A 25,794-nucleotide genomic window follows, 5' to 3' on the forward strand; every position below is an offset into this window, starting at 1 on the left:
GAGAGGACATCCATGATCCTGCGCGCCGCGCTCTCTGTCGTTTTGGTCGGCTTTTTGGCTGGCTGCGTTTCATCGGGCGATTCAACCTCGGTGACTGGCGACAAAGGGCGTAATGAGGCGCGTCAGGCTTATGTTCAGCTGGGCCTGGGTTATCTGCAGCAGGGCATGGTCGAGCAGGCCAAAGTTCCTTTGCGCAAAGCCCTGGAACTCGACAAGACGGACCCGGACACCAACGCCGCACTGGCATTGGTGTTTCAGTCCGAAATGGAGTTCGAGCTGGCCGAGAAGTCATTTCGTACCGCATTGAACGGGCGGCCTGGTGATGCGCGAATCCTCAATAATTACGGCAGTTTCCTGTTTGAGCGTCAGCGCTATCAGGAAGCCAGTGTCCAGTTTCAAAAGGCTGCGGCTGATGACCTTTACCCTGAGCGTTCCCGTATTTTCGAGAACCTGGGTATAACGTCGCTTGAGTTGGGGCAGCGGGAGAGAGGCCGCCAGGAACTTGAAAAAGCCCTGCGCCTGAACCCTCGGCAACCGCGCGCGCTACTCGAAATGGCTCAGATGTCATACCAAGACAAGCAATATGTATCAGCACGTGACTTTTACGATCGTTTTAGCCTGCTTAGCGGGCAAAATGCACGTAGTCTATTGCTCGGTGCGCGACTGGCGAGTGTTTTCGACGACCGCACCCCAACTGCCAACCATGGCCAGCAACTAAAACGACTCTATCCCGGCACGCCGGAATATCAGCAATACCTGTCGGAGCAATGATGAAAGCGGCGCAACCCGAAGTTCTAGCAGCGACTCGTGTCAATCCCGGTGAGACCCTGCGTCAGGCCCGTGAAAACAATGGCTGGACGCTGGCTGAAGTCGCCTTGAAACTCAACCTCACGGCCAGCTCCCTGAGCAACCTTGAGACGGGCGCTTTCGACAAGCTGCCAGGGCATACCTTTGCTCGCGGCTATATCCGGACCTATGCCAAATTGCTGGGCATGGATCAGGCCAGCCTGGTACGTGAATTTGACCTGTATACCGGCACTGATGCCAACGGCAGCAACGTTCACAGCCTGGGCCGTATAGAAGAGCCAGTGCGGGTGTCCCATACCATTTTGCGTATTGTCAGCCTGTTGTTGCTGATTGCCGTGATCGGTGGCGGTTTTATCTGGTGGCAGGATCAAACGTCCATGCGTGCCAAGGACTTGATTGGCCTGACCCCGGAACACGTTGAGGTTGAAGGTGCAGACGGCACAACCCGCATCCATCCGCTTGACGAGCCTGAAGACCAGGCCGTCGCCGAGGCCAAGGCTGAAGGTGAAACTCCGGTTGTAACCGAGTCTGCTCCAGAGCAGGCGGCAAGCATTGCATTGGCACTGCCTGCGGCGGCTCAAGCGCCAGCAGCGGCGCCCGTTGTGGCAGCCCCGGTGCCTGCACCTTCTGTTGTCGCTCCTGCAGTTGCCCCGGCTGTCGCACCTATCGCCACTCCACCGGCGGCCACAGTGGCTCCGGTCGCGGGTGCTGGCAAAGTGGCCGTGCAATACACCGCTGATTGCTGGACGCAGGTAACCGACGCTACGGGTAAAGTGCTGTTCGGTGGCCTGAAGCGCAAAGGCGAAAATCTAGAAGTGAGCGGCAAGCCTCCACTGACCCTGCGCCTGGGCTTTGCCCGTGGCGCACAGGTGACCTACAACGGTCAGTCTGTGGATGTGGCTCCTTTCACCAGTGGCGAGACTGCTCGCCTGAAGTTAGGTCAATAAGTCATGCACGGCGAATCACCAATCAAACGTCGCGAATCGCGCAAAATCTGGGTCGGCAATGTACCCGTAGGTGGCGACGCCCCTATCGCTGTACAGAGCATGACCAACAGTGACACCAATGATGTTGCTGCAACCGTAGCCCAGATCAACCGCCTGGAGGCAGCAGGCGTTGATATCGTACGGATTTCCGTACCGGATATGGACGCTGCTGAAGCTTTTGGCCGGATCAAGCAGTTGGTCAAGGTGCCATTGGTTGCCGACATCCACTTCGATTACCGGATCGCCCTGCGCGTCGCGGAACTGGGTGTGGATTGCCTGCGGATCAACCCGGGCAACATCGGTCGTGAAGACCGTGTGCGTGCGGTAGTTGATGCGGCACGGGATCGCGGTATTCCGATCCGTATCGGCGTCAACGCGGGATCGCTCGAAAAAGACCTGCAAAAGAAATATGGCGAGCCGACACCAGCCGCTCTGGTCGAGTCGGCTCTGCGCCACGTCGAGCACCTTGAACGTCTGAACTTCAAGGACTTCAAGGTCAGCGTGAAGGCTTCCGACGTCTTCATGGCTGTTGAGGCCTACCGTCTTCTGGCCAAGGAAATCGTTCAACCGCTGCACCTGGGGATCACCGAAGCCGGTGGTTTGCGTTCAGGCACAGTGAAATCTGCCGTGGGCCTAGGTATGCTGCTCGCCGAAGGCATTGGCGATACCATCCGTATCTCGTTGGCGGCAGACCCGGTAGAGGAAGTAAAAGTCGGCTACGACATCCTCAAGTCCCTGCACCTGCGCTCGCGTGGCATCAACTTCATTGCGTGCCCAAGCTGCTCTCGGCAGAACTTCGATGTGGTGAAAACCATGAACGAACTTGAAGTTCGTCTTGAAGACCTGCTGGTGCCGTTGGATGTGGCGGTGATCGGTTGTGTGGTCAACGGTCCTGGCGAAGCCAAGGAAGCCCATGTGGGGCTCACCGGTGGTACACCCAACCTGATTTACATTGACGGCAAGCCGTCGCAGAAACTGACGAATGACAATCTGGTGGACCAGCTCGAAAGACTGATCCGGCAGAGGGCGGCCGAAAAGGTCGAAGCTGACGCTGCAGTTATCGCGCGCGGCTAACCAGACGAATAAAGGATTTATTGTGAGCAAGTCATTGCAAGCCATTCGTGGCATGAACGACATCCTACCGGAGCAGACGCCTCTGTGGCGCTACTTTGAGGGCAAGGTTTCGCGTTTGCTGGATAACTACGGTTACAAGCAAATCCGTATGCCAATCGTTGAGTTCACCGAGCTGTTCAAACGCTCTATCGGTGAAGTGACCGACATCGTCGAAAAAGAGATGTACACCTTCGAGGACCGCAACGGCGATTCGCTGACCTTGCGCCCTGAAGGTACTGCGGCGTGCGTGCGTGCGGTGCTTGAGCACGGCATCACCGGCGGCGGCCAGGTACAAAAATTGTGGTACATCGGTCCGATGTTCCGCCACGAGCGTCCGCAAAAAGGGCGCTATCGCCAGTTTCATCAAATTGGTGTCGAGGTGTTCAACCTTGATGGGCCGGACATCGATGCCGAACTGATCGTGCTGACCTGGCGCCTGTGGGGCGAGCTGGGTATCCGCGATGCGGTCAAGCTCGAACTTAACAGCCTGGGCACCAGCGAAGCCCGTGGGCGCTACCGTGCTGCTCTGGTCGAATACTTGTCCTCGCGCCTGAGCGAGCTTGACGAAGACAGCCAGCGTCGTTTGAAATCCAATCCGCTGCGCGTCCTCGACACCAAAAATGCCGATACTCAAGCTGTTCTGGTCGACGCGCCGAAGCTGGTTGACTATCTGGACGAAGAATCCCGTGTGCATTTCGAGGGCCTCAAGGCGCGCCTCGATGCAGCGGGCATTCCCTACACGATCAATCCAAAACTGGTTCGTGGTCTGGATTACTACAGCAAAACCGTATTCGAATGGGTTACTGACAAACTGGGCGCCCAGGGCACCGTGTGTGCTGGCGGCCGTTATGACGGTCTGGTCGAGCAAATGGGCGGCAAGCCTACTACGGGTGTCGGTTTCGCCATGGGCATCGAGCGCTTGATTCTGCTGCTCGAAACCCTTGAGCAGATCCCGGAAGAAATCGCGCGTCAGGTCGATGTTTACCTGTGTGCTTTCGGTGAGGCTGCCGAGTTGGCTGCCCTGACTTTGAGCGAACGTGTTCGCGATCAGCTACCGAACCTGCGCTTGCAGATCAATGCTGGTGCAGGCAGTTTCAAAAGCCAGTTCAAAAAGGCTGACAAGAGCGGCGCACTGTACGCGCTGATCCTGGGTGACGACGAATTGGCCCAGCAAATGGTAGGTTTAAAACCCCTGCGTGGCCAGGGCGAACAACAAACGATTGCCTGGGATGCTCTTTCCGAGCACCTGGCCACCTGCGTCGTGCAGGGTTGAAGCTGTAAAACAGCCGATTTATCGAATTAAGGAGTGTTGGGGTGTCGAGTAACGATGATGATCAGCTGGGCGAGTTGAAAGACTGGTGGCAGCGTAACGGCAAACCCCTGGTCACTGGCGGCATGCTGGCGCTGGTGGTGGTGTTCGGCTGGCAGTTTTGGCACAAGTATCAGACGAATCAGTCGCAGGGTGCGTCGATTCTCTACCAACAGTTGCTAGAGACCACACTCACGCCTGACGGTCAGCCCGATGTGGCCCGTGTGGCTGATTTGGCCAACAAGTTGAAAAGCGAATACGCAGGTTCTGCCTATGCGCAATTTGGCGGTCTGTTCGTGGCCAAGGTCGCAGTGGACAACGGCAAACTCGATGACGCGGCCGCAGAGCTGAAAGCCATTGTCGACAAACCGGCCAATGCCACCCTGGCTGAAGTGGCGCGTCAGCGTCTGGCCCAGGTTCTGGCGGCACAGGGCAAGGTCGATGATGCCCTGAAACTGCTTGAAGGTGATTCGGACAAAGCATTCCTGGCCAGCCGCGAAGAGCTCAAGGGCGACTTGCTGGTGCAGCAGGGCCGTGCCGACGACGCACGTGCAGCCTACGAAAAAGCCAAGGCCGCCTTGTCGGACGAAGCAGCGGTAGGTGGCTTACAAATCAAGCTCGATGACCTGGCCAAAGGGGATGCGTGACGTGATGCGTTGGAAACATGCGGCATTGCTGGCTCTGGTCGTTTTGGCCGCGGGTTGCAGCAGCAACAGCAAAAAAGAACTGCCACCGGCCGAGCTGACCGACTTCAAAGAAGAAGTCGTGCTGCAAAAGCAGTGGAGCCGCTCGATCGGTGACGGTCAGGGCAAAACCTACAATATGCTGGTTCCAGCGGTTGAAGGTAACAACATCTACGCCGCAGACGTAACGGGTGTTGTGATGTCTCTGGACCGCATGAACGGCGACGTTGAGTGGAAAAAAGACCTCGAACTGCCTGTTTCTGGCGCAGTTGGCCTGGGCTATGGCCTGGTCATGCTCGGCACCTTGCAAGGTGACGTGGTTGCCCTGGATTCCAGCACCGGCGAAGAAAAATGGCGCTCTCGCGTCAACAGCGAAGTGCTTGCACCTCCTGCGACCAACGGCGATATCGTTGTGGTACAGACCCAGGACGATCGCCTGATCGGCCTGGATGCTTCCACCGGCAATCAGCGTTGGACGTATGACAGCACGCCGGGCGTGCTGACCTTGCGTGGCACGGGCGCACCACTGGTGACCAATCACCTGGCCATTGCCGGTCTGTCGACCGGTAAAGTGGTTGCCCTTGATACGCGCAACGGCGTACCTGTGTGGGAGCAACGTGTTGCCATCCCGCAAGGTCGCTCCGAGCTTGAACGCATTGTCGATATCGACGGTGGCCTGCTGATGTCTGGCGGTACACTGTATGTCGCCAGCTACCAGGGCCGTATGGCTGCGCTTGAAATGGAATCGGGTCGCGTGCTCTGGCAACGCGATGCTTCCAGCTATTCAGGTGTCGCTCAAGGCTTTGGCAGCGTCTACGTCAGCCTGGCGTCGGGCACTGTAGAAGGCGTTGACGAGCGTTCGACCACCTCACTGTGGAGCAATGATGCTCTGGCTCGCCGTCAATTGTCGGCACCGGAAGTCTTCTCCAGCTACGTGGCGGTCGGTGACATGGAAGGCTATCTGCACCTGCTGAGCCAGGTCGATGGTCGTTTCGTGGGCCGTACCCGCGTTGATAGTGATGGCCTTCGGGCGCGTCCGCTGGTGGTCGGTGACATGATTTACGTGTTTGGTAACAGCGGCAAACTGGAAGCCCTGACCATTCGCTAAGGCGTCTATGCTTGAGGCTTCAGGGCCTCGGGCAGCCTTGCTCTGGCAAGGTTTGCGGCACATTTGTGCTGTTCCGAACTCTGGCCGCTGCCTTGCAGCGGCTTTTGTATTTTCTGAAATAACGAAGTGGAGAGCCGCATGGTTCCCGTAATCGCCCTGGTGGGCCGACCAAACGTCGGCAAGTCCACCTTGTTCAACCGCCTGACCAGGACTCGTGACGCCATCGTTGGCGACTTGTCCGGTCTGACCCGTGATCGCCAATACGGTGAGGCCAAGTGGCAAGGGCGTTCCTACATTCTGGTCGACACCGGCGGTATCTCCGGTGACGAGCACGGTATGGACGAAAAGATGGCCGAGCAGTCGCTGCTGGCTATCGAAGAAGCTGATGTCGTTCTGTTCCTGGTAGATGCAAAAGCAGGCTTCACCGCCGCTGACCAGATGATCGGCGAACACCTTCGCAAACGTAACAAGCGTTCCTACGTAGTAGCCAACAAGGTCGACAACATCGATCCGGACATGGCTCGCGCCGAGTTCGCGCCACTGGGCATGGGCGACGCGATTCCAATCGCCGGTGCTCACGGTCGTGGTATTACCCAGATGCTGGAAATTGCCCTGAGCAACTTCCCGCGTGACGAAGAAGAGCCTGAAGACGGCGAAGAAGAAGTCGTTCTCGAAGGTGAGGAAGCCAAGCGCATTCCTGGCCCAAGCGAAAAAGACGGCATCAAAATCGCCATCATCGGTCGTCCTAACGTTGGCAAGTCGACTCTGGTTAACCGCATGCTCGGTGAAGACCGGGTAATCGTGTATGACCAGCCAGGCACTACCCGCGACAGTATCTACATCCCGTTTGAGCGTAACGACGAGAAGTACACGCTGATCGACACCGCCGGTGTGCGCAAGCGCGGCAAGATCCACGAAGAAGTTGAAAAGTTCTCCGTGGTCAAAACCCTGCAAGCGATCAAAGACGCCAACGTGGTGATCTTTGTGATGGACGCCCGTGAAGGCGTGGTTGACCACGACCTCAACCTGTTGGGCTTTGCGCTGGAGGCCGGTCGGGCTCTGGTCATCGCGATCAACAAGTGGGACGGCATGACCCCGAGCGAGCGCGACTTCGTTAAAGTCGAGCTGACGCGTCGCCTGTTCTTCGTCGACTTCGCCGATATTCACTTTATCTCGGCGCTGCACGGCACTGGCGTGGGCAACCTGTACCAGTCGGTGCAGAACTCCTTCAAGTCAGCGGTTACCCGCTGGCCGACCAACCGTCTGACCCAGATCCTGGAAGATGCGGTCAGTGAGCACGCGCCACCGATGGTCAACAGCCGCCGGATCAAACTGCGTTATGCCCACTTGGGTGGTGCTAACCCGCCGATTATCGTGATCCACGGTAACCAGGTTGAGAAGGTTCCGAAGTCTTACGTCCGTTATCTCGAAAACACCTACCGTCGTGTCTTGAAGCTGGTCGGTACGCCGATCCGCATCGAGTTCAAAGGTGGCGAGAACCCGTACGAAGGCAACAAGAACTCGCTGACCGACCGTCAGGTCAACAAGAAGCGCCGCATGATGTCGCACCACAAGAAAGCCGAGAAAAACCGCAAAGACAAGCGCTGATAGCGCAAGGTTCTAGCGTATTGAGAAAGGGTCCGAAAGGGCCCTTTTTCGTGTCTGACGTTTGGGCTATTCTCGGAGGGTCCTGCGCCGTAGTCAGTGCCGGGAACTCAACAGGGAACGGCCATGATCACCAGCAAGTTGCCGAATGTAGGCACCACTATTTTCACGCGCATGTCGCAGCTCGCGACAGAAACCGGCGCACTTAACCTGTCTCAGGGGTTCCCCGATTTCGACGGCCCGCAGGCATTGCGTGACGCGGTCGGCAAGCACATTGCCAGTGGCCATAACCAGTACTCACCCATGACCGGCTTGCCTGCCTTGCGTGAGCAGGTGGCAGCCAAAATTTCCCGCAGCTACGGGGTCAAGGTGGATGCTGACACCGAGGTGACGATCACGCCTGGCGCGACCCAGGCCATTTTCTGCGCAATCCAGGCCGTGATTCATGCCGGCGATGAAGTGATCGTCTTTGATCCGTGCTACGACAGCTACGAGCCCTCGGTTGAGCTGGCGGGTGGCCGTTGCGTGCATGTGCAACTGGGGCTGGAAGACTTCTCGATAGATTGGCAACAACTTGAAGATGCCCTGAGCCCGCGCACGCGCATGATCATCCTGAATAGCCCGCACAACCCAAGCGGTGCCCTGATCAGTCGTGCCGAACTGGACCAGTTGGCCCGCCTGATTGCCGACCGCGATATCTACCTCATCAGCGATGAGGTGTACGAACATCTGGTGTTCGATGGCGTGCCCCACGTCAGTGTTTTGTCCCATCCTGAGTTGTACCATCGCGCATTCGTTGTCAGCTCATTCGGTAAGACCTACCACGTGACAGGCTGGAAAACAGGCTACGTCGTTGCGCCGCCTGCCTTGACCGTTGAACTGCGCAAGGTTCACCAGTACGTCAGCTTCTGCGGAGTAACGCCCTTGCAGTATGCGTTGGCAGACTTCATGGCCGATCACCCGGAGCACGTTGAAGAGTTGCCAGGGTTTTACCAGGCCAAGCGCGACCTGTTCTGTGATTTGCTCAGCCCGTCGCGTTTTACCTTCAAGCCGGTGGCAGGTACGTATTTTCAGTTGGTGGATTACTCCCGGATTCGCCCGGACCTCAACGATGTCGACATGGCGGTATGGCTGACCCGCGAACACGGGGTGGCCACTATCCCGGTGTCGGTGTTCTACCAGACCCCGCCTGAAGGGCAGCGGCTGGTTCGTCTATGTTTTGCAAAACGCGAGGAGACGCTGCGCGAAGCAGCAGAAAAACTATGCGTGATCTGAAGGGTTTACCCGATTTAACCGTGGCACTGGTGCAAACCACGCTAGCCTGGCATGACCGTCAGGCCAATTTCGAACATTTCGACGAGCTGCTTGAGCATGCTCGGGGCGCCGATCTGGTGGTGCTGCCCGAAATGTTTACCACCGGCTTCAGCATGGAGTCCAAAACCCTGGCTGAACCTGAAGGCGGCCCAAGCACCGAGTGGCTGCGCAAGCAGGCAAAAAGGCTTGATGCCGTGGTCACGGGTAGCGTGATTGTGCGTGCGGCAGATGGCAGCCACCGTAATCGATTGTTGTGGGCCCGCCCTGATGGCGAAGTGCTGCACTACGACAAACGTCACCTGTTTCGTATGGCCGGTGAGCATGAGCATTTCACCCCGGGTGAGCGTCAGGTTCAGTTCGAGGTCAAAGGTTGGCGTATTCGCCCTTTGATTTGCTATGACCTGCGCTTCCCGGTGTGGAGCTGCGACCCTCACGACACCGACTTGTTGCTGTATACCGCCAGTTGGCCAGGGGCGCGTCGATTGCACTGGAACCGCTTATTACCTGCACGGGCCATCGAAAATCTCTGTTACGTCGCAGCGGTGAATCGGGTGGGCACGGACGGTAAAGGGATGGTCTACACGGGCGACAGCCATATCTTCGACTTCCAGGGCGAGTCACTGCTCAGTGCCGGTGAGGCGGACGGCGTGTTCACCATGAGCCTCAACGCGGCCGATCTGAGTGCCTATCGTGAGCGGTTTCCGGCCAACCTGGATGCGGACGATTTCGAGCTGCGCTGATGTGTGGAAGCCGTTATCAGACGGTGTGCGACTTAAAACCTGTGGGAGCGTGGCTTGCCCGCGATGGCATCACTGCAGTCTGTCTGCCAAACCGCGCCGCCTGAATCGCGAGCAAGCCCGCTCCCACAGGTGCTAGTCATTGCCGGTCCTGGGCCTCGATGAAATAAAAAGCCCCCAAGGCGTTCACCTTGGGGGCTTTTGCGTTTCGGGCCAATGCTTACGCCGCTTTGGCCTCGGTTTCGGTCAGCGAACGGTTCAGGGCGCTGAACACGGCCTTGAAGCTTGCCGTGGTGATGTTTTCATCAATACCCACGCCATGTACGGCACGCCCGCCATTGACCCGCAGTTCAATGTAAGCCGCAGCCTTGGCGTTGGTGCCCGCGCCAATTGCGTGTTCGTTGTAGTCCATTATTTCGGCGTTGACCGGCAGGCCAGCGACCAGCGCTTCCAGCGCGCCGTTGCCCTTGCCGCTCCAGCGCAGGTTGGTTTCGCCATCGCCTTTGGCCGACACTTCAACCTCGACTGCGCTATGGCCGTTCTCTTCCTGTAAGCGGTGGCTGACCAGCGCGTAAGGCGTATTGGCCTGCAAGTACTCAGTGCGAAGCAAGTTGTGAATCTGCTGAGCCGTCATTTCCAGACCCAGGCGATCGGTTTCGCGCTGAACGACCTGGCTGAATTCGATCTGCATACGGCGTGGCAAGCTGATGCCGTATTCCTGCTCCAGCAGGTAAGCAATTCCGCCTTTGCCCGACTGGCTGTTAACCCGGATCACGGCTTCATAGCTGCGGCCAATATCCGCCGGGTCGATTGGCAAGTACGGCACTTCCCAAAGGGCGTCCGGTTTTTGCTGGGCGAAGCCTTTGCGGATAGCGTCCTGGTGCGAGCCGGAGAACGCGGTGTGGACCAGGTCGCCCACATACGGGTGACGAGGGTGAACCGGGATCTGGTTGCACTCTTCGACCACTTTGCGCACGCCGTCGATGTCCGAGAAGTCCAGTTGTGGATCCAGGCCCTGGGTGTACATGTTCAAGGCCACCGTCACCAGGTCGACGTTGCCGGTACGCTCGCCGTTGCCAAACAGGCAGCCTTCGACACGATCGGCGCCAGCCATCAGGCCCAGTTCGGTTGCGGCAACACCAGTGCCACGGTCGTTGTGGGTGTGCAGGCTGATCAAGACGCTGTCACGGCGGTTGATGTTGCGGCCGAACCACTCGATCTGGTCGGCGTAGATGTTAGGGGTGGCGCACTCAACAGTGGCAGGCAAGTTGAGGATCATCTTGTGCTCAGGTGTTGGGTTCCAGACCTCGATCACTGCGTCACAGACTTCCTTGGCGAACTCCAGCTCAGTGGCGCTGAACGTCTCTGGCGAGTACTCGAATGTCCAGTGGGTTTCGGGCTGCTGGGCGGCGTATTTGACGAACAGCTTGGCGGCGCTGACCGCGATCTCCTTGATGCCGTCCTTGTCCTGATTGAACACGATGCGGCGAAACGCAGGGCAGGTGGCGTTGTACAGGTGAACGATGGCTTTTTTCGCCCCGCGCAACGACTCGAAAGTGCGTGCGATCAAGTCTTCACGGCCCTGGGTCAGCACCTGGATGGTGGTGTCGTCCGGGATGTGGCCGTCTTCGATCAGGGTGCGCACAAAATCAAAGTCGGTTTGCGACGCAGCCGGGAACGATGCCTCGATTTCCTTTACGCCAACACTGACCAGGGTCTTCCAGAAGCGCAGCTTTTTTACCGCATCCATCGGCTCGATCAGCGACTGGTTGCCATCGCGCAGGTCGGAGCTGCACCAGACAGGTGCGCTGGTGATGGTTTTCGATGGCCAGGTACGATCAGGCAAATCAATGACCGGGAAGGCGCGGTATTTGGAAGACGGGTTTTTGAGCATGGTCATCAGGCAATCCTTAATATGCGTGCCGACTATTCAGACGCGGCCAGCCGGAAAAATACAAAGCAGAGGGCGAGGCACCGCAATTAGCTTTGCAGTCGTGCGCTGACGAGGCAAAGGCTGCGATGTTGGCGGAGCAGGATGAGGGTGTGAGAGGTTTTCATAAGCTCAACCCTAACCACTGGGCTGAGAGATGGCAAGCGCATAAAAAACATTGAGATAAATGCTCGTATACGAAGAAAATACGAGTTTTAATTGCTGTATTTTGTTTTGTGTAAATCTAAAATTGCGCAACTTCAAGGTAGGGCATGCCTCGGGTGCTGCGAGGCATGCTCTGTTTCTATGGCGTAATCAGGGTTGGAAGGCCCCGATGAAAATAGCCGGGTCAACCCTGGCGTCATTGAGGCTGACGTTCCAGTGCATATGAGGGCCTGTGGCGCGTCCGGTGGAGCCGACCTTGCCCACTACGTCGCCACGAGCCAGTTGCTGGCCAACCTTGGTGTCAATTTTCGACATATGGCAAAACATGCTGATGAAGCCTTGGCCGTGATCCACGAACACCGTGTTGCCATTGAAGAAGTAGTTGCCGATCAGGATCACTTTACCGGCCGCCGGGGTTTTGATGGGCGTACCTGCAGGTACGGCAAAGTCGAGGCCAGCGTGGGGGTTGCGTTCTTCACCGTTGAAAAAGCGGCGCACGCCAAACTTGCTGGACAGCGGTCCGTTGACCGGTTTGTCCAGCAGCAGGTTACTCGGGGTGTTGGGGCTGAAAGTACGGTAAGCCTTGATCTGAATCGCCAGCTCGTTGTCGATGCGCTTGATGTCAGCCGGGTTGGGGTTGACCTGGCGCTGGTTCTTCAGCGTGATGCGCTGCTCGGGGTATTTCTTGTTGCCCACCGTGAAGCTCAGTTCCCGCGAGCCGCTGATGATTGATTGGGGGCCCGGTTTTACCGTTAGCGGGATGCCGACAATCGCCCGCCAGGTGTCCTGCTCCTTGATCACCAGCACCGGTTTGCCATCGTAGGTTGCCTTGGGTGCTTGCGCGCCGGTCCCCAGCTCAATCACGGCAACACCGCCCGGCACCGGTTTATTCAATAAGCGCGTGATGTAACTGTCAGCTGCGTGCGCGTTGAGGGTCAGGCAGAGCAACAGGACGGCAGAAAGAAAGCGTGACATCAGTTAATCCAGTAAGGAAAGGGTGACGGGCGTGAGGTGATTATCCTCGACCCGGACTTGCAGTTCGCCTTCGCCCAGCCTGGCTTTCAAGCGCTGGCCGTTATGGGTTTGCCCGGCGCTGCGAATGGCATTGCCACGCTCATCCAGCAAAATGCTGTAGCCGCGCCCAAGGGTCGCCAGCGGGCTGACCACGTGCAAGGTTTGCATCTGGCTTTGCAGCTGCATGCGGCGTGCCTTGAGGCCTTCGCGCATGGCCCGTGGCAAGCGTTCCGCCAGACTGTCCAGGCGCTGGCGCAACATGGCCAGTTGGCGCCCCGGATGCTGTGCCGCCAGTCGGGTTTCGAGGCGGATCAGACGCTCGCGGCGGGTATTGAGGCTGCGCTCGAACGCTCGGCGCATGCGCATGTCCAGGTCATCCAGGCGCTGGGCCTGCTGGCGCAGGCGTTCGCCAGGGTGGCGCAAGCGGCGTGCCAGGCCATCCAGTCGCAAGCGGTCGCGCATCAAACGGTCGCGAATGCGCATCACCAGGCGCCGGTGCAGGCTGTCAATTCGGCGTTGCAGGTCACTTGAGTCCGGTGCCAGCAACTCAGCAGCCGCAGAGGGCGTTGGCGCGCGTACGTCCGCTACAAAGTCGGCGATGGACACATCGGTTTCATGACCGACAGCGTTGACAATCGGCGTCACACAGGCATCGATGGCACGGGCTACGGCTTCTTCGTTAAAGCACCACAGGTCTTCCAGAGAACCGCCGCCTCGGGCCAGGATCAAGGCGTCGAAACCCCGGGCATCAGCCAGTCGCAATGCCCGGACAATTTGCGCCGTGGCTTCGCGACCTTGCACGGCGGTGGGGATCAGTGTCAGTTCGACCTGAGGCGCCCGGCGACGAAAGACGCTGATGATGTCGCGAATCACCGCTCCGGTGGGCGAGCTGACAATACCGATGCGCTGCGGGTGAGCAGGCAGGGCAACCTTGCGCTCGGGGCTGAACAGGCCTTCGGCGCTGAGTTTTTCTTTCAGTGCATCGAAGGCCAGGCGCAGCGCGCCATCACCCGCGGGCTCCACCGTATCGAGGATCAGTTGATAGTCACCGCGGCCTTCAAACAACGACACCTTGCCCCGGACCTTCACCGCCAGGCCGTCCTTCAAGGCCTGGCGAACCCGCGCCGCGTTGTTGCGAAACAGCGCGCAACGCACCTGGGCGCCACTGTCCTTGAGGGTGAAATACACGTGGCCGGAAGCGGGGCGGGCGAGGTTGGAAATTTCGCCTTCTACCCAGATGTTGCTGAACACGTCTTCGAGCAACACCCGCGCCCGGCCATTGAGTTGGCTGACGGTCAGGACTTCTCGGTCAAGGTTGAGTCTTGCAAAGGGGTCTTTAATCATGCGGGTCATCATAAGGGCGGATTGTTCTGTCTGCACCTGCCCGGTTAAAGTCCGCGCACAAAAATACAAGGATGCAGTGCAATGGATTTGCCTTTTACGGGTAGCGAGTGGGTGTTGCTGGAGCTGGCAATTGCGCTGGCATATATCGTGTTTGGCGTGGCCGGGTTCGGCACCGCACTGGTGGCGGGGCCGCTGCTGATCCTGTGCCTGCCTTTGTCCAAAATCATCCCGTTGCTGGTGTTGCTGGATTTTGTCGCGGCATTTGGCAACTGGCTGCCTGCCCGGCGAGATGTGGCGCGCCCCGAGTTGTTGCGCTTGCTGCCGTGCATGGCGATCGGCTGCGTGGTCGGCGTGACATTCTTGCTTAGCCTCAAGTCCGACCTGTTGTTGCTGTTGATGGGGCTTTTTATCACCGCTTACGCCTTGTATAGCCTGGCGGTAAAGGTGAAACCGACACAGGTGGCAGCCGGCTGGGCCATCCCCACGGGTATCACGGGCGGCTTGTTCGGCGCCCTGTTTGGTAGTGGCGGCTTTTTGTATGCGCTGTACCTCAACGCGCGATTGCCCAAGGAAGCAGCGCGGGCGACCCAAAGTGCGTTGATCAGTTGCAGCACCGTGGTGCGCCTGAGCCTGTTTGTGATCGCAGGCGTATATGCCGACGGCGAGCTACTGTTGCTGGGTGCCTGCTTGTTGCCTGCCATGGCATTGGGGTTGTGGGTAGGGCGCCGGCTGACGCGCAAATTGTCCCGTGAGGCTTTTGTGCGACTGGTGACGTGGCTGGTACTGGCCAGCGGGATTGCGCTGATTGCGCGCTATCTGAGCGCTTGACCTCGCGGTGTGAGGCTTTAAGCTGCGCGCCCGCTCCCACCGTTTCAGTGTGTTGCCCTTATCCCACGTATATGTGCCGTATCTCATGAACTCGCAAAGCATCATCGTTCCCAAAATATCCACCTTGCCGGTGCATGAGCCCCGTGCCAGGGCCATCGTGCGCTGGCTGGTGCGCAAGAACATCATTGAAGAAGAACTGACCACGTGCGGACGTACGGGCAACGGCATGGCGTATGCCATCGCACCGGGTGCCCGGGAGGTGGTGCTGCACCCTGAGGCGCTGCCATTTGGTCAGCCGGTCAATGGCCTGGAGATCATTACCAAGCGCTGCATCTACACCCCGTCCAAGGGCTTTCTCGAAGAAGCCGGCTGCGCCGAGTGCCGCAAGGAAGTGGGGGAGGCGTTGTTCGACAGTCTCGAGGACTGGATGCCGGGGCGTACCGACAATTACATTTGCCCGTTGTGCGCCCATGAAGACGACATCAACGGCTTTCTGTTTTTGCAGCCGTGCGCGTTTTCCAACCTGGGCTTTATTTTCAACAACTGGGCCGAGGCGGGTTTCAAGCAAAGCTTCCTCGACGAGTTTGCCGACTGGCTTGATCAGCCGGTGGCGTGGGTGAAAGTCGAGCTGTGAACCTGTAGTCGCTGCCGAAGGCTGCGAAGGGCATCGCGCGGCTTCCAGTTAACGGGTTGCTCCGCAACCCTTCGCAGCCTTCGGCAGCGACTACACGACTGTTTTTCTGCCTTCAAAGTCAGCTAATCATTGGCCCTTAGCGCAAAACTCTCTAAAGGTTTCCGTTGAGAGACTCAGGTGTTTTGAGTACAATGGCGCGCTTCCATTTTCCCGCTCGGGAGCCCCAGCGATGCTGCGTATCAGCCAAGAAGCACTCACATTCGATGACATCCTTCTCGTCCCCGGTTATTCCGAGGTTCTCCCGAACGAAGTCAGCCTAAAGACTCGTTTGACCCGTGGCATTGAACTGAATATTCCGCTGGTTTCCGCCGCAATGGACACCGTGACTGAAGCCCGTCTGGCAATCGCCATGGCTCAGGAAGGCGGTATCGGCATCATCCACAAGAACATGACCATCGAGCAGCAAGCTCACGAAGTTCGCAAGGTCAAGCGCTTCGAAGCCGGTGTGGTTAAAGAGCCCATCACCATCGAGGCTGATGCCACGGTACGTGAACTGCTTGAACTGACCCGCCAGCACAACATCTCCGGCGTTCCTGTACTGCACAATGGCGACCTGGTCGGCATCGTGACGTCCCGTGACGTGCGCTTCGAAAACCGTCTGGAAGCTACCGTTCGTGACGTGATGACGCCTAAAGAGCGTCTGGTCACGGTCAAGGAAGGCGCCGACAAGGAAGAAGCCCGCGAACTGCTGCACAAGCACCGCATCGAGCGCGTGCTGATCGTCGACGACAAATTTGCCCTCAAAGGCATGATGACCGTTAACGACATCGAAAAAGCCAAGGCTTACCCGCTGGCCAGCAAGGACGATCAAGGTCGTCTGCGCGTAGGCGCTGCGGTAGGTACCGGCAAGGACACCGCTGATCGCGTGGCCGCCCTCGTGGCTGCTGGCGTTGACGTGGTGGTTGTCGACACCGCTCACGGTCACTCCAAAGGCGTGATCGACCGCGTTCGTTGGGTCAAGCAGAACTTCCCTGAAGTTCAGGTGATCGGCGGCAACATCGCCACCGGCGCTGCTGCTCTGGCCCTGGCTGAAGCTGGCGCTGACGCGGTTAAAGTCGGTATCGGCCCAGGCTCGATCTGCACCACCCGTATCGTGGCCGGTGTTGGCGTTCCGCAAATCAGCGCGATTGCCAATGTTGCTGCTGCCCTTGAAGGCACTGGCGTACCGTTGATCGCTGACGGCGGCATCCGTTTCTCGGGTGACTTGTCCAAGGCCATCGTTGCCGGTGCGTCCTGCGTGATGATGGGTTCGATGTTTGCCGGTACTGAAGAAGCACCGGGCGAGATCGAGTTGTACCAGGGCCGTTCGTACAAGGCCTACCGCGGCATGGGTTCGCTGGGTGCGATGTCGCAATCCCAGGGTTCCTCCGACCGTTACTTCCAAGACTCCTCCGCGGGTGCCGAGAAGCTGGTGCCGGAAGGCATCGAAGGTCGCGTGGCGTACAAGGGTTCGTTGACCGCAATCGTTCACCAACTGATGGGCGGTCTGCGTTCCTCGATGGGTTACACCGGCTGTGCCGACATCGAGCAAATGCGTACCAAACCCGAGTTCGTGCGCATCACCGGCGCTGGCATGGCTGAATCCCACGTCCACGACGTGCAGATCACCAAAGAAGCTCCAAACTATCGCGTAGGTTGATAGTGGTCGCACCCGGGCTCATGCACGGGTGCGATACGAATTAAGTCACCGGGGCTGTTTGATTCAGCCCCGTGTCGTTTCTGTAATTAATCGAGATTTTGTCATGGCCCTCGACATTCACGCTCACCGCATCCTGATTCTGGACTTCGGTTCCCAGTACACCCAACTGATCGCCCGCCGCGTGCGCGAAATCGGCGTTTACTGCGAACTGCACCCGTTCGACATGGATGACGCAGCGATCCGCGAATTCGCACCCAAGGGGATTATCCTCGCCGGTGGCCCGGAATCCGTGCACGAAGCCGGCAGCCCTCGCGCGCCGCAAGCTGTATTTGACCTGGGCGTACCGGTTTTCGGTATCTGCTACGGCATGCAAACCATGGCTGAACAGCTGGGTGGCAAGGTCGAAGGTTCCGAGCTGCGTGAGTTTGGTTATGCCCGTGTAGACGTGGTCGGCAAAAGCCGCCTGCTGGACGGCATCGAAGACCATATCGACGCTGACGGCCTGTTCGGTCTGGACGTGTGGATGAGCCACGGTGACAAGGTCACCAAAATGCCATCCGACTTCCACGTTCTGGCCAGCACCCCAAGCTGCCCGATTGCTGGCATGTTCAGCGACGAGCGTGGCTACTACGGCGTGCAGTTCCACCCGGAAGTGACCCACACCAAGCAGGGCGGTCGCATCCTGTCGCGCTTTATCCTCGACATCTGCGGCTGCGAAGCCCTGTGGACGCCGTCGAAAATCGCGGAAGACGCCATTGCCAACATCCGTGCCCAGGTTGGCACCGACAACGTCTTGCTGGGCCTGTCCGGCGGCGTTGACTCCTCGGTGGTTGCAGCGTTGCTGCACAAGGCGATCGGCGATCAGCTGACGTGCGTATTCGTGGACAACGGCCTGCTGCGCCTGCACGAAGGTGAGCAAGTGATGGCCATGTTCGCCGAGAACATGGGTGTCAAAGTGATCCGTGCCAACGCGGCGGATCAGTTCCTGAACAACCTGGCTGGCGAAAGCGATCCAGAGAAGAAGCGCAAGATCATCGGCCGTACCTTCATCGACGTATTCGATGCCGAATCCTGCAAGCTGGACAACATCAAGTACCTGGCCCAGGGCACCATCTACCCGGACGTGATCGAGTCGGCTGGCGCCAAGAGCGGCAAGGCTCACGTCATCAAGTCGCACCACAACGTGGGCGGCCTGCCGGACGAGATGAACCTCAAGCTGGTTGAGCCGTTGCGCGAACTGTTCAAGGACGAAGTCCGTCGTCTGGGCCTGGAACTGGGTCTGCCGTACGACATGGTCTACCGTCACCCGTTCCCGGGTCCGGGCCTGGGTGTACGTATCCTGGGTGAAGTGAAGAAGGAATACGCCGACATCCTGCGTCGTGCTGACCACATCTTCATCGAAGAACTGCGCAAGGCCGACTGGTATCACAAAGTCAGCCAAGCATTCGTGGTGTTCCAGCCGGTCAAGTCGGTTGGCGTTGTAGGCGATGGCCGTCGTTACGCCTGGGTTGTAGCCCTGCGTGCCGTAGAAACCATCGACTTCATGACCGCACGTTGGGCGCACCTGCCTTACGAGCTGCTTGAAACCGTCAGCGGCCGGATCATCAACGAAATCGAAGGCATCTCCCGCGTGACCTATGACGTGTCGAGCAAGCCGCCGGCAACGATTGAGTGGGAATGAATGGGCGTCCGGCACTGATCGGCACCAAGCAGCACTGAACACCCTGAAGCCCGCGTAATTGCGGGCTTTTGGCTTTTTGGGTCTGGCAATCCGTTGGCTGGCGGGTTACCGACGGCCTTCGCACACCGGCGATTCTCCAATACGACCGAGCTTGCACATGTCCACGTTATCTTTGCGTTTGTAGCCTGCGTCTTTCATGCAATAGAAGTTCAGTAACCTCACATCGATTGGCGACCTGTCTCCTGCGCCATCAACATTGGTATATCCGCACGCACGCATCGCAGCAATGATCCCGGTCTGCGATACGCCCTCCTTGTACCATTTTGTGTAATCCGGAGCCGGCGGTTGAAAGCCCCTTCCCGTGCAGCCAACCAGTAACACAGCGCAAAAACCCAGCAGCAGGCTCCTCGTGAGCATGGCGTTATTCCTTATGGTTTGACCTGCATAAAGTGAGTGGCGCCGTCGGGTGAATCTCTCCAGAAAGGCTGCGCGTAGGCCTCCTCGATTTCGGCACATTTTCGGCGCCAATTATTTGAACTCCCTGGTTGCTCAAAAAGCAATTGGGCTTAGTTCGATTGATTCATACGCGTTATTAAATTGTCAGCCATAAGTAATACAGCGACCCACTAAAACAAGCAGTTAGGAGCGCTATTCTCTGTGCTGTCAAAATACTGACAATAACAGCCAGTTGCATTCTTCCTATAAGTCGGTGATTTATCATGATCAAGATCATGGCCTTCTTGTTAATAGGAGTTGTCACTGCAGGATGCAACGGATTCGTGAAGCCCGACTTGTCGGGGCCCGTTAATGACGCGTACTTTACGGTCTTTTCAGGCTTTCCCGTGCCGTTTATGTACATGGCCTCGGCCGTGCAATGGAACGAGGAGTACGCCGTCACGACCGCGCACACTCCGTTTATCCCCAATGTTGCATACCGTTGTAGCACGCATTGCGATCTGGTCTTCATCAAGCACAAGGCAAGCGGCCACTTTCCATCCTGGCGGGCCCCGCGTGTGGGTGAAAGTATTACCGCAGTGGGGGTGAGCCCTTATCTGGTGACCACCACGGGCAAAGGCAAGGTGTATCAAACCCCCTTTCGCAATATCGAAGAGCATAGCGGTGATCTTTATGGCATCCACGACGCACCGCTGGTCAAGGGAATGTCGGGCGGGCCGGTCATCGCCAGTGACGGCAGCATCGTGGGTATCAATGAAGGGTTCTACTCGACCACATTGAACGATGTGATCACTCAGTCCGGCTTGAAAGGCGCGCAGAGGGTGAGCATCTTTATCCCGTATTCGATTATTCAGCGCGAGTGGCTGATGTTGCAGGCCCAGCTGGATGGCCCGCGTGGTTCGAAGTATGCGGTGAAGTAAACCCGGAGCACTTCGCCCTCTCTCTCAAAGGGAGAGGGTGAGGCCGGATTGGCTCTAGCGCCGTGCCACATCCGAAAAGTAGAACTTGTCCAGTGTATGCCGCGACTCGGTGTACTCGAACTGGCGCCCATCCTGCAGAAACGTCTGGTTGCTCACCACGATGACATGGCTCTGACCGTCCAGGTCCAGATGCTGCTGATCGTCCTTGCTGCGCGGCACCGCTTCGATGGTGCGCTGGGCATAGCTGATCTGCAGGTTCAGGGTTTGCTCGATGTAGGCATAAATCGAGTGCTGGGCAATGTCTGGATTGAGTCCCGGAATCAGGTCGCTCACGAAATGGTTGATGTCCAGGATCACCCGTTTGCCATCTATGCGGCGTACCCGTTTGATTCGGGTGATGAGGCTGCCTGCTTCCACATCAAGCTTTTCGCACAACCCACTCTCCAGTAGCGCAAATTGCGTGAATTCAACGACGTCCGTGCTGACGTTGTCGCCCAGGCGCGGGTAAGTTTCCTGGAAGCTGACAATGCCACCCAACTGAAACTCGATCGGGCTGGATGACAGCACAAAAGTGCCTTTGCCGTGGATCTTTTGCGCAAAACCGCGTTCCTGAAGTTGCTCGATGGCCTTGCGCACCGTGCCACGGCTGGCGTCATAACGGGTCATCAACTCGGCTTCGGATGGCAGGCGTGCGCCGCGGGCCAGGCGTTCAGTGGTAATGCTGGCAAGCAGATCGGTGTAGATCTGATTGTATTTAGTCATGGCGAGGGCTCTATGCCGTTGGGGCTCTGGGCCCGAACCTTAAGGGCAGGGGGTAGGCAGCGCAAGTGCAGACCCCGGGGGAGCAAGTAAAAAAATGCAAACTCGTCTGTACCAGTTGTTGCTTTAACTCGTACAGACGAGTATTTTTCGCTTCGGCGTGCTGCCAAAACGACGCTCCATAATAAAAATTCAAGCGGAAGACAACGCATGAGCCACGACTATTCCAAGATCGCCAGCGAGTTGCTGCACAGCCTCGGTGGCGCCGATAACGTTGAGCAGGCCGCACACTGCGTCACGCGTTTGCGTCTGGCGCTCAAGGACCCAAGCCGGGTCGACAGCGCAACCCTTAACCAGGTCGATCTGGTCAAAGGCTCCTTTTTTACCGGCGGCCTGTATCAAGTGGTGATCGGCCCCGGTGAAGTCGAAAAGGTCTATGCCGCCCTGCGGGAACAGACCGGCCTGGCCGCAGCCACCATCGCCGATGTCAAACAGACGGGCGCCGACAAGGCTAACGCCATGCAGCGTCTGGTGCGGGTGTTCTCCGATGTGTTCATGCCCATCCTCCCTGCACTGATCATTGCCGGCCTGTTGATGGGGGTTAACAACCTGCTGGGCGCCAAAGGCATGTTCATTGCCGACAAAACCCTGCTCGATGCCTACCCGTCACTGGACGGTGTATGGAGCCTGATCAACCTGATGGCCAACACGTCCTTTGTGTTCTTGCCTGCTTTGGTGGGCTGGTCGGCTGCCAAGCGTTTTGGTGGCAGCGAAATTCTCGGCATCGTGCTGGGCCTGATGCTGGTCCACCCCGACCTGCTCAATGCCTGGAACTACGGCAAGGCCGTGGCCGGGCTGGACGGTCAAAGCCTGCCGTACTTCAACATTCTGGGCCTGTTCCAGATCGAGAAGGTGGGCTACCAGGGGCAAATCCTGCCGATCCTGATGGCGGCGTATGTCATGAGCGTGATCGAGAAATGGCTGCGGGCGCGGGTACCCAATGCCATTCAACTGCTGGTCGTGCCCATCACCACCATCGTCATCACGGGCGTGCTGGCGCTGGCAATCATTGGCCCGGTGACTCGTCACCTCGGAATCCTGATCACCGAAGGCGTGGTCATGCTGTTTGACCTGGCGCCGGTGCTCGGCGGGATGATTTTCGGCCTGTTGTACGCACCGCTGGTGATCACCGGCATGCACCACATGTTCCTTGCCGTTGACCTGCAACTGATTGCTACTCAGGGCGGAACGTTTATCTGGCCGATGATCGTCATGTCCAATCTGGCCCAGGGCAGCGCCGCGCTGGGCGTGTTCTACATGAGCCGCAATGTGCGTGAACGCAGCATGGCCTCGACCTCCGCGGTATCCGCGTATTTCGGCATCACCGAGCCGGCGATGTTCGGGATCAACCTGCGCTACAAATTCCCGTTTTATGCGGCGCTGATCGGTTCGGCCCTGGGCAGCATTTTCCTGTCGCTGAACAAGGTCCAGGCCTCGGCCATTGGCGTCGGTGGCTTGCCGGGCTTTATCTCGATCATTCCGCAGTACATCCCGATGTTTGTGATCGGCATGCTGGTGGCCATTGTCGTGCCGTTTGTCCTGACTTGCGCCCTGAGCCTGAAAATCATTCGTCCCGGTTATCGCGTCGTTTAAACCCCTATCCCGTAGTCGCTGCCGAAGGCTGCGAGCTGTCGAACTTTTACCGGCTCGCAGCTTTCGGCAGCGACTACAGAGCCCATTGAGCAGGATTCTTTTATGCAAGACTGGCAGCGCTCGGTGATCTATCAGATCTACCCAAAAAGCTTTTACAGCCACGCGGGCAACCCGACCGGTGACTTGCTGGGCGTGGTCGACAAGCTCGATTACCTGCAATGGCTGGGCGTTGATTACCTGTGGCTGACCCCGTTCCTGCGCTCGCCCCAGCGTGACAACGGCTATGACATCAGCGACTACTACGCCATCGACCCGAGCTACGGCAGCATGGCCGATTGCGAGTTGCTGATCAGCGAGGCCAAGGCCCGGGGCATCAAGCTGATGCTCGATATCGTGGTCAATCACACCTCAATTGAACACGAGTGGTTCCAGCAGGCGCGCAGCAGCCTCGACAACCCGTACCGCGACTATTACATCTGGCGCGACCAGCCGAACAACTGGGAATCCAAGTTCGGCGGCTCGGCCTGGGAATACGAGGCGCAAACCGGCCAGTACTTCCTGCATCTGTTTGACCATACCCAGGCCGACCTCAATTGGGACAACCCCAACGTACGGGCGCAAGTGTACAAACTGATGTGCTTTTGGCGGGACAAGGGCGTGGGCGGATTTCGCCTGGACGTGATCAACCTGATCTCCAAGCCGGCTCACTTCCCCCAGGACAACAGCGACGGGCGCCGTTTCTACACCGACGGCCCGAAGGTGCACGAGTACTTGCAGGAGATGCACCGCGAAGTGTTCGAGGGCCACGATCTGGTCAGTGTCGGCGAGATGTCGTCCACCAGCCTTGAACACTGCATCCGTTACTCGCGACCCGAGAGCAAAGAGCTGTCGATGACCTTCAACTTTCATCACCTGAAAGTCGATTACCCGAACATGCAGAAGTGGGTACGGGCCGATTTCGACTTTTTGCAGCTCAAGGGCATCCTCTCGGACTGGCAAGTCGGCATGCAGGCGGGCGGAGGGTGGAATGCCTTGTTCTGGTGTAATCATGACCAGCCGCGTGTGGTCTCGCGCTTTGGCGATGACGGTGAACACCGAGTGGTCTCAGCCAAGATGCTCGCCACCGCGCTGCATTGTTTGCAAGGCACGCCGTATGTGTATCAGGGCGAGGAGATTGGCATGACCAATCCCGGGTTCGAGGCTATCGAGCAGTACCGGGATGTGGAAACCCTGAACATCTATCGACTCAAGCGCGAAGCAGGCGCGTCTCACGATGAATGCATGGCCGCGATCAAGCAAAAGTCACGGGACAACAGCCGCACTCCCATGCAATGGGATCACCAAGCGAATGCCGGTTTCAGCAGTGCCGAACCGTGGATCGGTATTCCCGCCAATGCGCACGCCATCAACGTTGAAGATCAGCTCAATGACCCGTCGTCGGTACTGCATCACTACCGGCACTTGATCGCCTTGCGCCGCGATGAGCCATTGCTGCAACACGGTGAGTATCGCCTGTTGTTGGCTGAGCACTCTCAGGTGTGGGCGTATCTGCGTCAGGGTGACGGCGAGTGTTTGCTGGTGATCAACAACTTCTACGGCACACCCTGCGCCATCGAACTGCCGCAAGGCGTGATTGACGCGGGCATGGACCAACGGCTGCTGGTCAGCAACTACGACGACTGCCCGGTGCGCAGTCGCAGCATCTCGCTGCGACCGTATGAGTCTTTCGTGCTGCACCTGAACACCTGAAGCTGGATTCCACAGAAATATGGCTGTAATCACATAAAAATAAAAAAGGTCGTCCCATGAAATCTTCACTCAACCACAGCATTTGCATCGCCAGCCTGTGCCTGCTGGCGCCACTGTCAGCCAGCGCACTGGAGTTCGCCGGTTACCTGCGCAGTGGCGTGGGCAACTCGCTCAATGGCGGCAAGCAATCGTGCTTCAAACTGCCCGGTGCCGAGGCCAAATATCGGCTGGGCAATGAATGTGAGCAGTACGCCGAGCTTGAACTGCGCCAGGACGTGTACAGCTTCGACGACGGGTCGGTACTGAGCGTCGATGGCATGGCTTCGTTGTACAACCAGTACGACCGTCAGCTGACTTTTCAGGGCGACAACGGGGCGGCTCGCCTGCCGCAGTTGTACGCGCAGTGGTCCAACCTGCCGAGCCTCAACGGCGGCTCGCTGTGGGCCGGGCGTCGCTACTACAAGCGTAACGACATCCATATTTCTGACTTCTACTACTGGAATCAGAGCGCCACCGGTGCCGGTGTCGAAGACGTGCTCATCGGTGGCCTGAAATACAGCTACGCCCTGTCGCGCAAAGACAATCTCTACCAGGAAAACTACGTGACCCGTCACGACTTCAACGTGGCCGGTTTCAACACCAACCCCGGCGGCGAGCTGGAGTTGGGCCTCAGTTATCTGGACAAGCCCGAGCGCACCGACGCCCACAGCGGCTGGGCCATTACCGCGCAGCATGTACAGAGCGAGTTTCTGGGCGGCAAAAACAAGTTTGCCGTGCAGTATGGCGAAGGCTCCGGCACCGGGCTGGGTTACACCGGTGACTTTCGGCTGGATAACAGCAGCAAGCGTTATCGCGTCGTCGAGTTTTTTGACTGGCAAGTGACGCCGCGTTTCGGCGGGCAGATCGAGGCGGTGTATCAGAAGGATTTTCGCCCTGACGGCGGCAATCAGGAATGGCTGTCCCTAGGGGTGCGCCCGGCCTACGCAATCAGCGAGCAGTTCAAGCTGGTCACCGAGCTGGGGCATGATCAGGTCAAGGCTGCAGACGGTACGCGCAAGCTGAGCAAGTTCACCTTCGCGCCTACCTGGTCGCCCAAGGGGCCGGGCTTCTGGACGCGGCCTGAAGTGCGCTTGTACTACACCTATGCCAGTTGGAACGCTGCCGCACAACGGGCGGCCAATGAGCTGGACGCGGGCTCGGCCTTGTCCGATACCGGCGCGTTCGGCACGGCGCGGCACGGCTCAAATGCCGGTTTGCAAGTCGAATACTGGTGGAAATAAGCGGGCTGTCGGAGCTCGTG

At 58.2% G+C, this 25,794-nt stretch carries 22 protein-coding genes; 17 read left to right on the top strand and 5 right to left on the bottom strand.

Translation table 11 applies throughout. From position 1 onward, the window contains the following. Positions 1 to 12: 12 nt before the first annotated feature. The 9 genes from pilW to V6P94_RS07955 all read left to right on the top strand — a co-directional run bounded on the left by pilW (position 13) and on the right by V6P94_RS07955 (position 9,665). Positions 13 to 771 carry a type IV pilus biogenesis/stability protein PilW gene (pilW, locus tag V6P94_RS07915; RefSeq protein WP_326398422.1) on the top strand — a complete coding sequence of 253 codons (759 nt, stop codon included), beginning with the start codon at positions 13 to 15 and terminating at the stop codon, positions 769 to 771. Then, complete coding sequence (locus tag V6P94_RS07920; RefSeq protein ID WP_326398421.1) at positions 771 to 1,754, top strand: RodZ family helix-turn-helix domain-containing protein; 984 nt, start codon at positions 771 to 773, stop codon at positions 1,752 to 1,754. Before pilW ends, V6P94_RS07920 begins: the two co-directional genes overlap by 1 nt. A 3-nt stretch (positions 1,755 to 1,757) precedes the next feature. Next, positions 1,758 to 2,867, top strand: a complete 1,110-nt coding sequence (gene ispG, locus V6P94_RS07925) for a flavodoxin-dependent (E)-4-hydroxy-3-methylbut-2-enyl-diphosphate synthase (protein ID WP_019823663.1) — start codon at positions 1,758 to 1,760, stop codon at positions 2,865 to 2,867. A gap of 22 nt (positions 2,868 to 2,889) precedes the next feature. After that, positions 2,890 to 4,179 (top strand): histidine--tRNA ligase, encoded by a 1,290-nt coding sequence (gene hisS / locus V6P94_RS07930; RefSeq protein WP_326398420.1) that lies wholly within the window; start codon positions 2,890 to 2,892, stop codon positions 4,177 to 4,179. A gap of 41 nt (positions 4,180 to 4,220) precedes the next feature. Further along, entirely contained in the window at positions 4,221 to 4,862 is a 642-nt protein-coding gene (locus V6P94_RS07935; protein ID WP_133075949.1) for a tetratricopeptide repeat protein, read from the top strand. Next, entirely contained in the window at positions 4,855 to 6,006 is a 1,152-nt protein-coding gene (gene bamB / locus V6P94_RS07940; RefSeq protein WP_133075948.1) for an outer membrane protein assembly factor BamB, read from the top strand. The genes V6P94_RS07935 and bamB overlap by 8 nt, the downstream gene beginning before the upstream one ends. 138 nt (positions 6,007 to 6,144) lie before the next feature. Then, complete coding sequence (der, locus tag V6P94_RS07945; RefSeq protein WP_019823656.1) at positions 6,145 to 7,614, top strand: ribosome biogenesis GTPase Der; 1,470 nt, start codon at positions 6,145 to 6,147, stop codon at positions 7,612 to 7,614. A 123-nt stretch (positions 7,615 to 7,737) separates the two neighbouring features. After that, positions 7,738 to 8,886 (top strand): pyridoxal phosphate-dependent aminotransferase, encoded by a 1,149-nt coding sequence (locus V6P94_RS07950; protein WP_326398419.1) that lies wholly within the window; start codon positions 7,738 to 7,740, stop codon positions 8,884 to 8,886. Next, entirely contained in the window at positions 8,874 to 9,665 is a 792-nt protein-coding gene (locus tag V6P94_RS07955) for an amidohydrolase (protein ID WP_326398418.1), read from the top strand. The genes V6P94_RS07950 and V6P94_RS07955 overlap by 13 nt, the downstream gene beginning before the upstream one ends. A gap of 217 nt (positions 9,666 to 9,882) precedes the next feature. On the opposite strand, the gene leuA is transcribed toward V6P94_RS07955, so the two are convergent. From leuA to xseA, 3 genes are all read right to left on the bottom strand, one after another. Then, positions 9,883 to 11,562, bottom strand: coding sequence for a 2-isopropylmalate synthase (leuA, locus tag V6P94_RS07960; RefSeq protein ID WP_133075945.1), 1,680 nt, complete (start codon positions 11,560 to 11,562; stop codon positions 9,883 to 9,885). A gap of 345 nt (positions 11,563 to 11,907) precedes the next feature. Then, positions 11,908 to 12,732 (bottom strand): M23 family metallopeptidase, encoded by an 825-nt coding sequence (locus V6P94_RS07965; RefSeq protein ID WP_133075944.1) that lies wholly within the window; start codon positions 12,730 to 12,732, stop codon positions 11,908 to 11,910. A gap of 3 nt (positions 12,733 to 12,735) precedes the next feature. Beyond that, positions 12,736 to 14,115 (bottom strand): exodeoxyribonuclease VII large subunit, encoded by a 1,380-nt coding sequence (gene xseA, locus V6P94_RS07970; RefSeq protein ID WP_338649200.1) that lies wholly within the window; start codon positions 14,113 to 14,115, stop codon positions 12,736 to 12,738. Between the two features lie 81 nt (positions 14,116 to 14,196). Between xseA and V6P94_RS07975 the strand changes: the two genes are divergently transcribed. The 4 genes from V6P94_RS07975 (at position 14,197) to guaA (ending at position 18,957) form a co-directional block, all read left to right on the top strand. After that, entirely contained in the window at positions 14,197 to 14,943 is a 747-nt protein-coding gene (locus V6P94_RS07975; RefSeq protein WP_133075942.1) for a sulfite exporter TauE/SafE family protein, read from the top strand. 85 nt (positions 14,944 to 15,028) lie between these two features. Beyond that, the gene (locus tag V6P94_RS07980) at positions 15,029 to 15,577 is read left to right on the top strand and encodes a sugar ABC transporter ATPase (protein WP_326398415.1); all 549 of its coding nucleotides are present in this window, start codon (positions 15,029 to 15,031) and stop codon (positions 15,575 to 15,577) included. Positions 15,578 to 15,806: 229 nt separating this feature from the next. Beyond that, on the top strand, positions 15,807 to 17,276 hold the full coding sequence (guaB, locus tag V6P94_RS07985; RefSeq protein WP_133075940.1) for an IMP dehydrogenase: 1,470 nt from the start codon (positions 15,807 to 15,809) through the stop codon (positions 17,274 to 17,276). Between the two features lie 103 nt (positions 17,277 to 17,379). Next, positions 17,380 to 18,957, top strand: a complete 1,578-nt coding sequence (gene guaA, locus V6P94_RS07990) for a glutamine-hydrolyzing GMP synthase (RefSeq protein ID WP_019823631.1) — start codon at positions 17,380 to 17,382, stop codon at positions 18,955 to 18,957. Between the two features lie 105 nt (positions 18,958 to 19,062). Here the strand turns inward: guaA and V6P94_RS07995 are convergent, their stop codons facing one another. Next, entirely contained in the window at positions 19,063 to 19,374 is a 312-nt protein-coding gene (locus tag V6P94_RS07995; RefSeq protein ID WP_326398414.1) for a hypothetical protein, read from the bottom strand. A 302-nt stretch (positions 19,375 to 19,676) separates the two neighbouring features. Here V6P94_RS07995 and V6P94_RS08000 point away from each other — a divergent pair, with 302 nt between their 5' ends. Then, entirely contained in the window at positions 19,677 to 20,333 is a 657-nt protein-coding gene (locus V6P94_RS08000) for a trypsin-like peptidase domain-containing protein (protein WP_133075938.1), read from the top strand. A gap of 54 nt (positions 20,334 to 20,387) precedes the next feature. Here the strand turns inward: V6P94_RS08000 and treR are convergent, their stop codons facing one another. Continuing rightward, a complete protein-coding gene (gene treR, locus V6P94_RS08005; protein WP_133075937.1) occupies positions 20,388 to 21,095 on the bottom strand; it encodes a trehalose operon repressor in 708 nt (235 codons plus the stop codon). A gap of 207 nt (positions 21,096 to 21,302) precedes the next feature. Between treR and treP the strand changes: the two genes are divergently transcribed. From treP to V6P94_RS08020, 3 genes are all read left to right on the top strand, one after another. Further along, on the top strand, positions 21,303 to 22,745 hold the full coding sequence (gene treP, locus V6P94_RS08010; protein WP_326398413.1) for a PTS system trehalose-specific EIIBC component: 1,443 nt from the start codon (positions 21,303 to 21,305) through the stop codon (positions 22,743 to 22,745). A 102-nt stretch (positions 22,746 to 22,847) separates the two neighbouring features. Next, positions 22,848 to 24,494 carry an alpha,alpha-phosphotrehalase gene (gene treC / locus V6P94_RS08015; protein WP_326398412.1) on the top strand — a complete coding sequence of 549 codons (1,647 nt, stop codon included), beginning with the start codon at positions 22,848 to 22,850 and terminating at the stop codon, positions 24,492 to 24,494. 56 nt (positions 24,495 to 24,550) lie between these two features. Further along, positions 24,551 to 25,774 carry a carbohydrate porin gene (locus V6P94_RS08020; protein WP_326398411.1) on the top strand — a complete coding sequence of 408 codons (1,224 nt, stop codon included), beginning with the start codon at positions 24,551 to 24,553 and terminating at the stop codon, positions 25,772 to 25,774. Positions 25,775 to 25,794: the final 20 nt, after the last annotated feature.

It is taken from the genome of Pseudomonas sp. ML2-2023-3, assembly GCF_037055275.1.
GTDB lineage: Bacteria > Pseudomonadota > Gammaproteobacteria > Pseudomonadales > Pseudomonadaceae > Aquipseudomonas.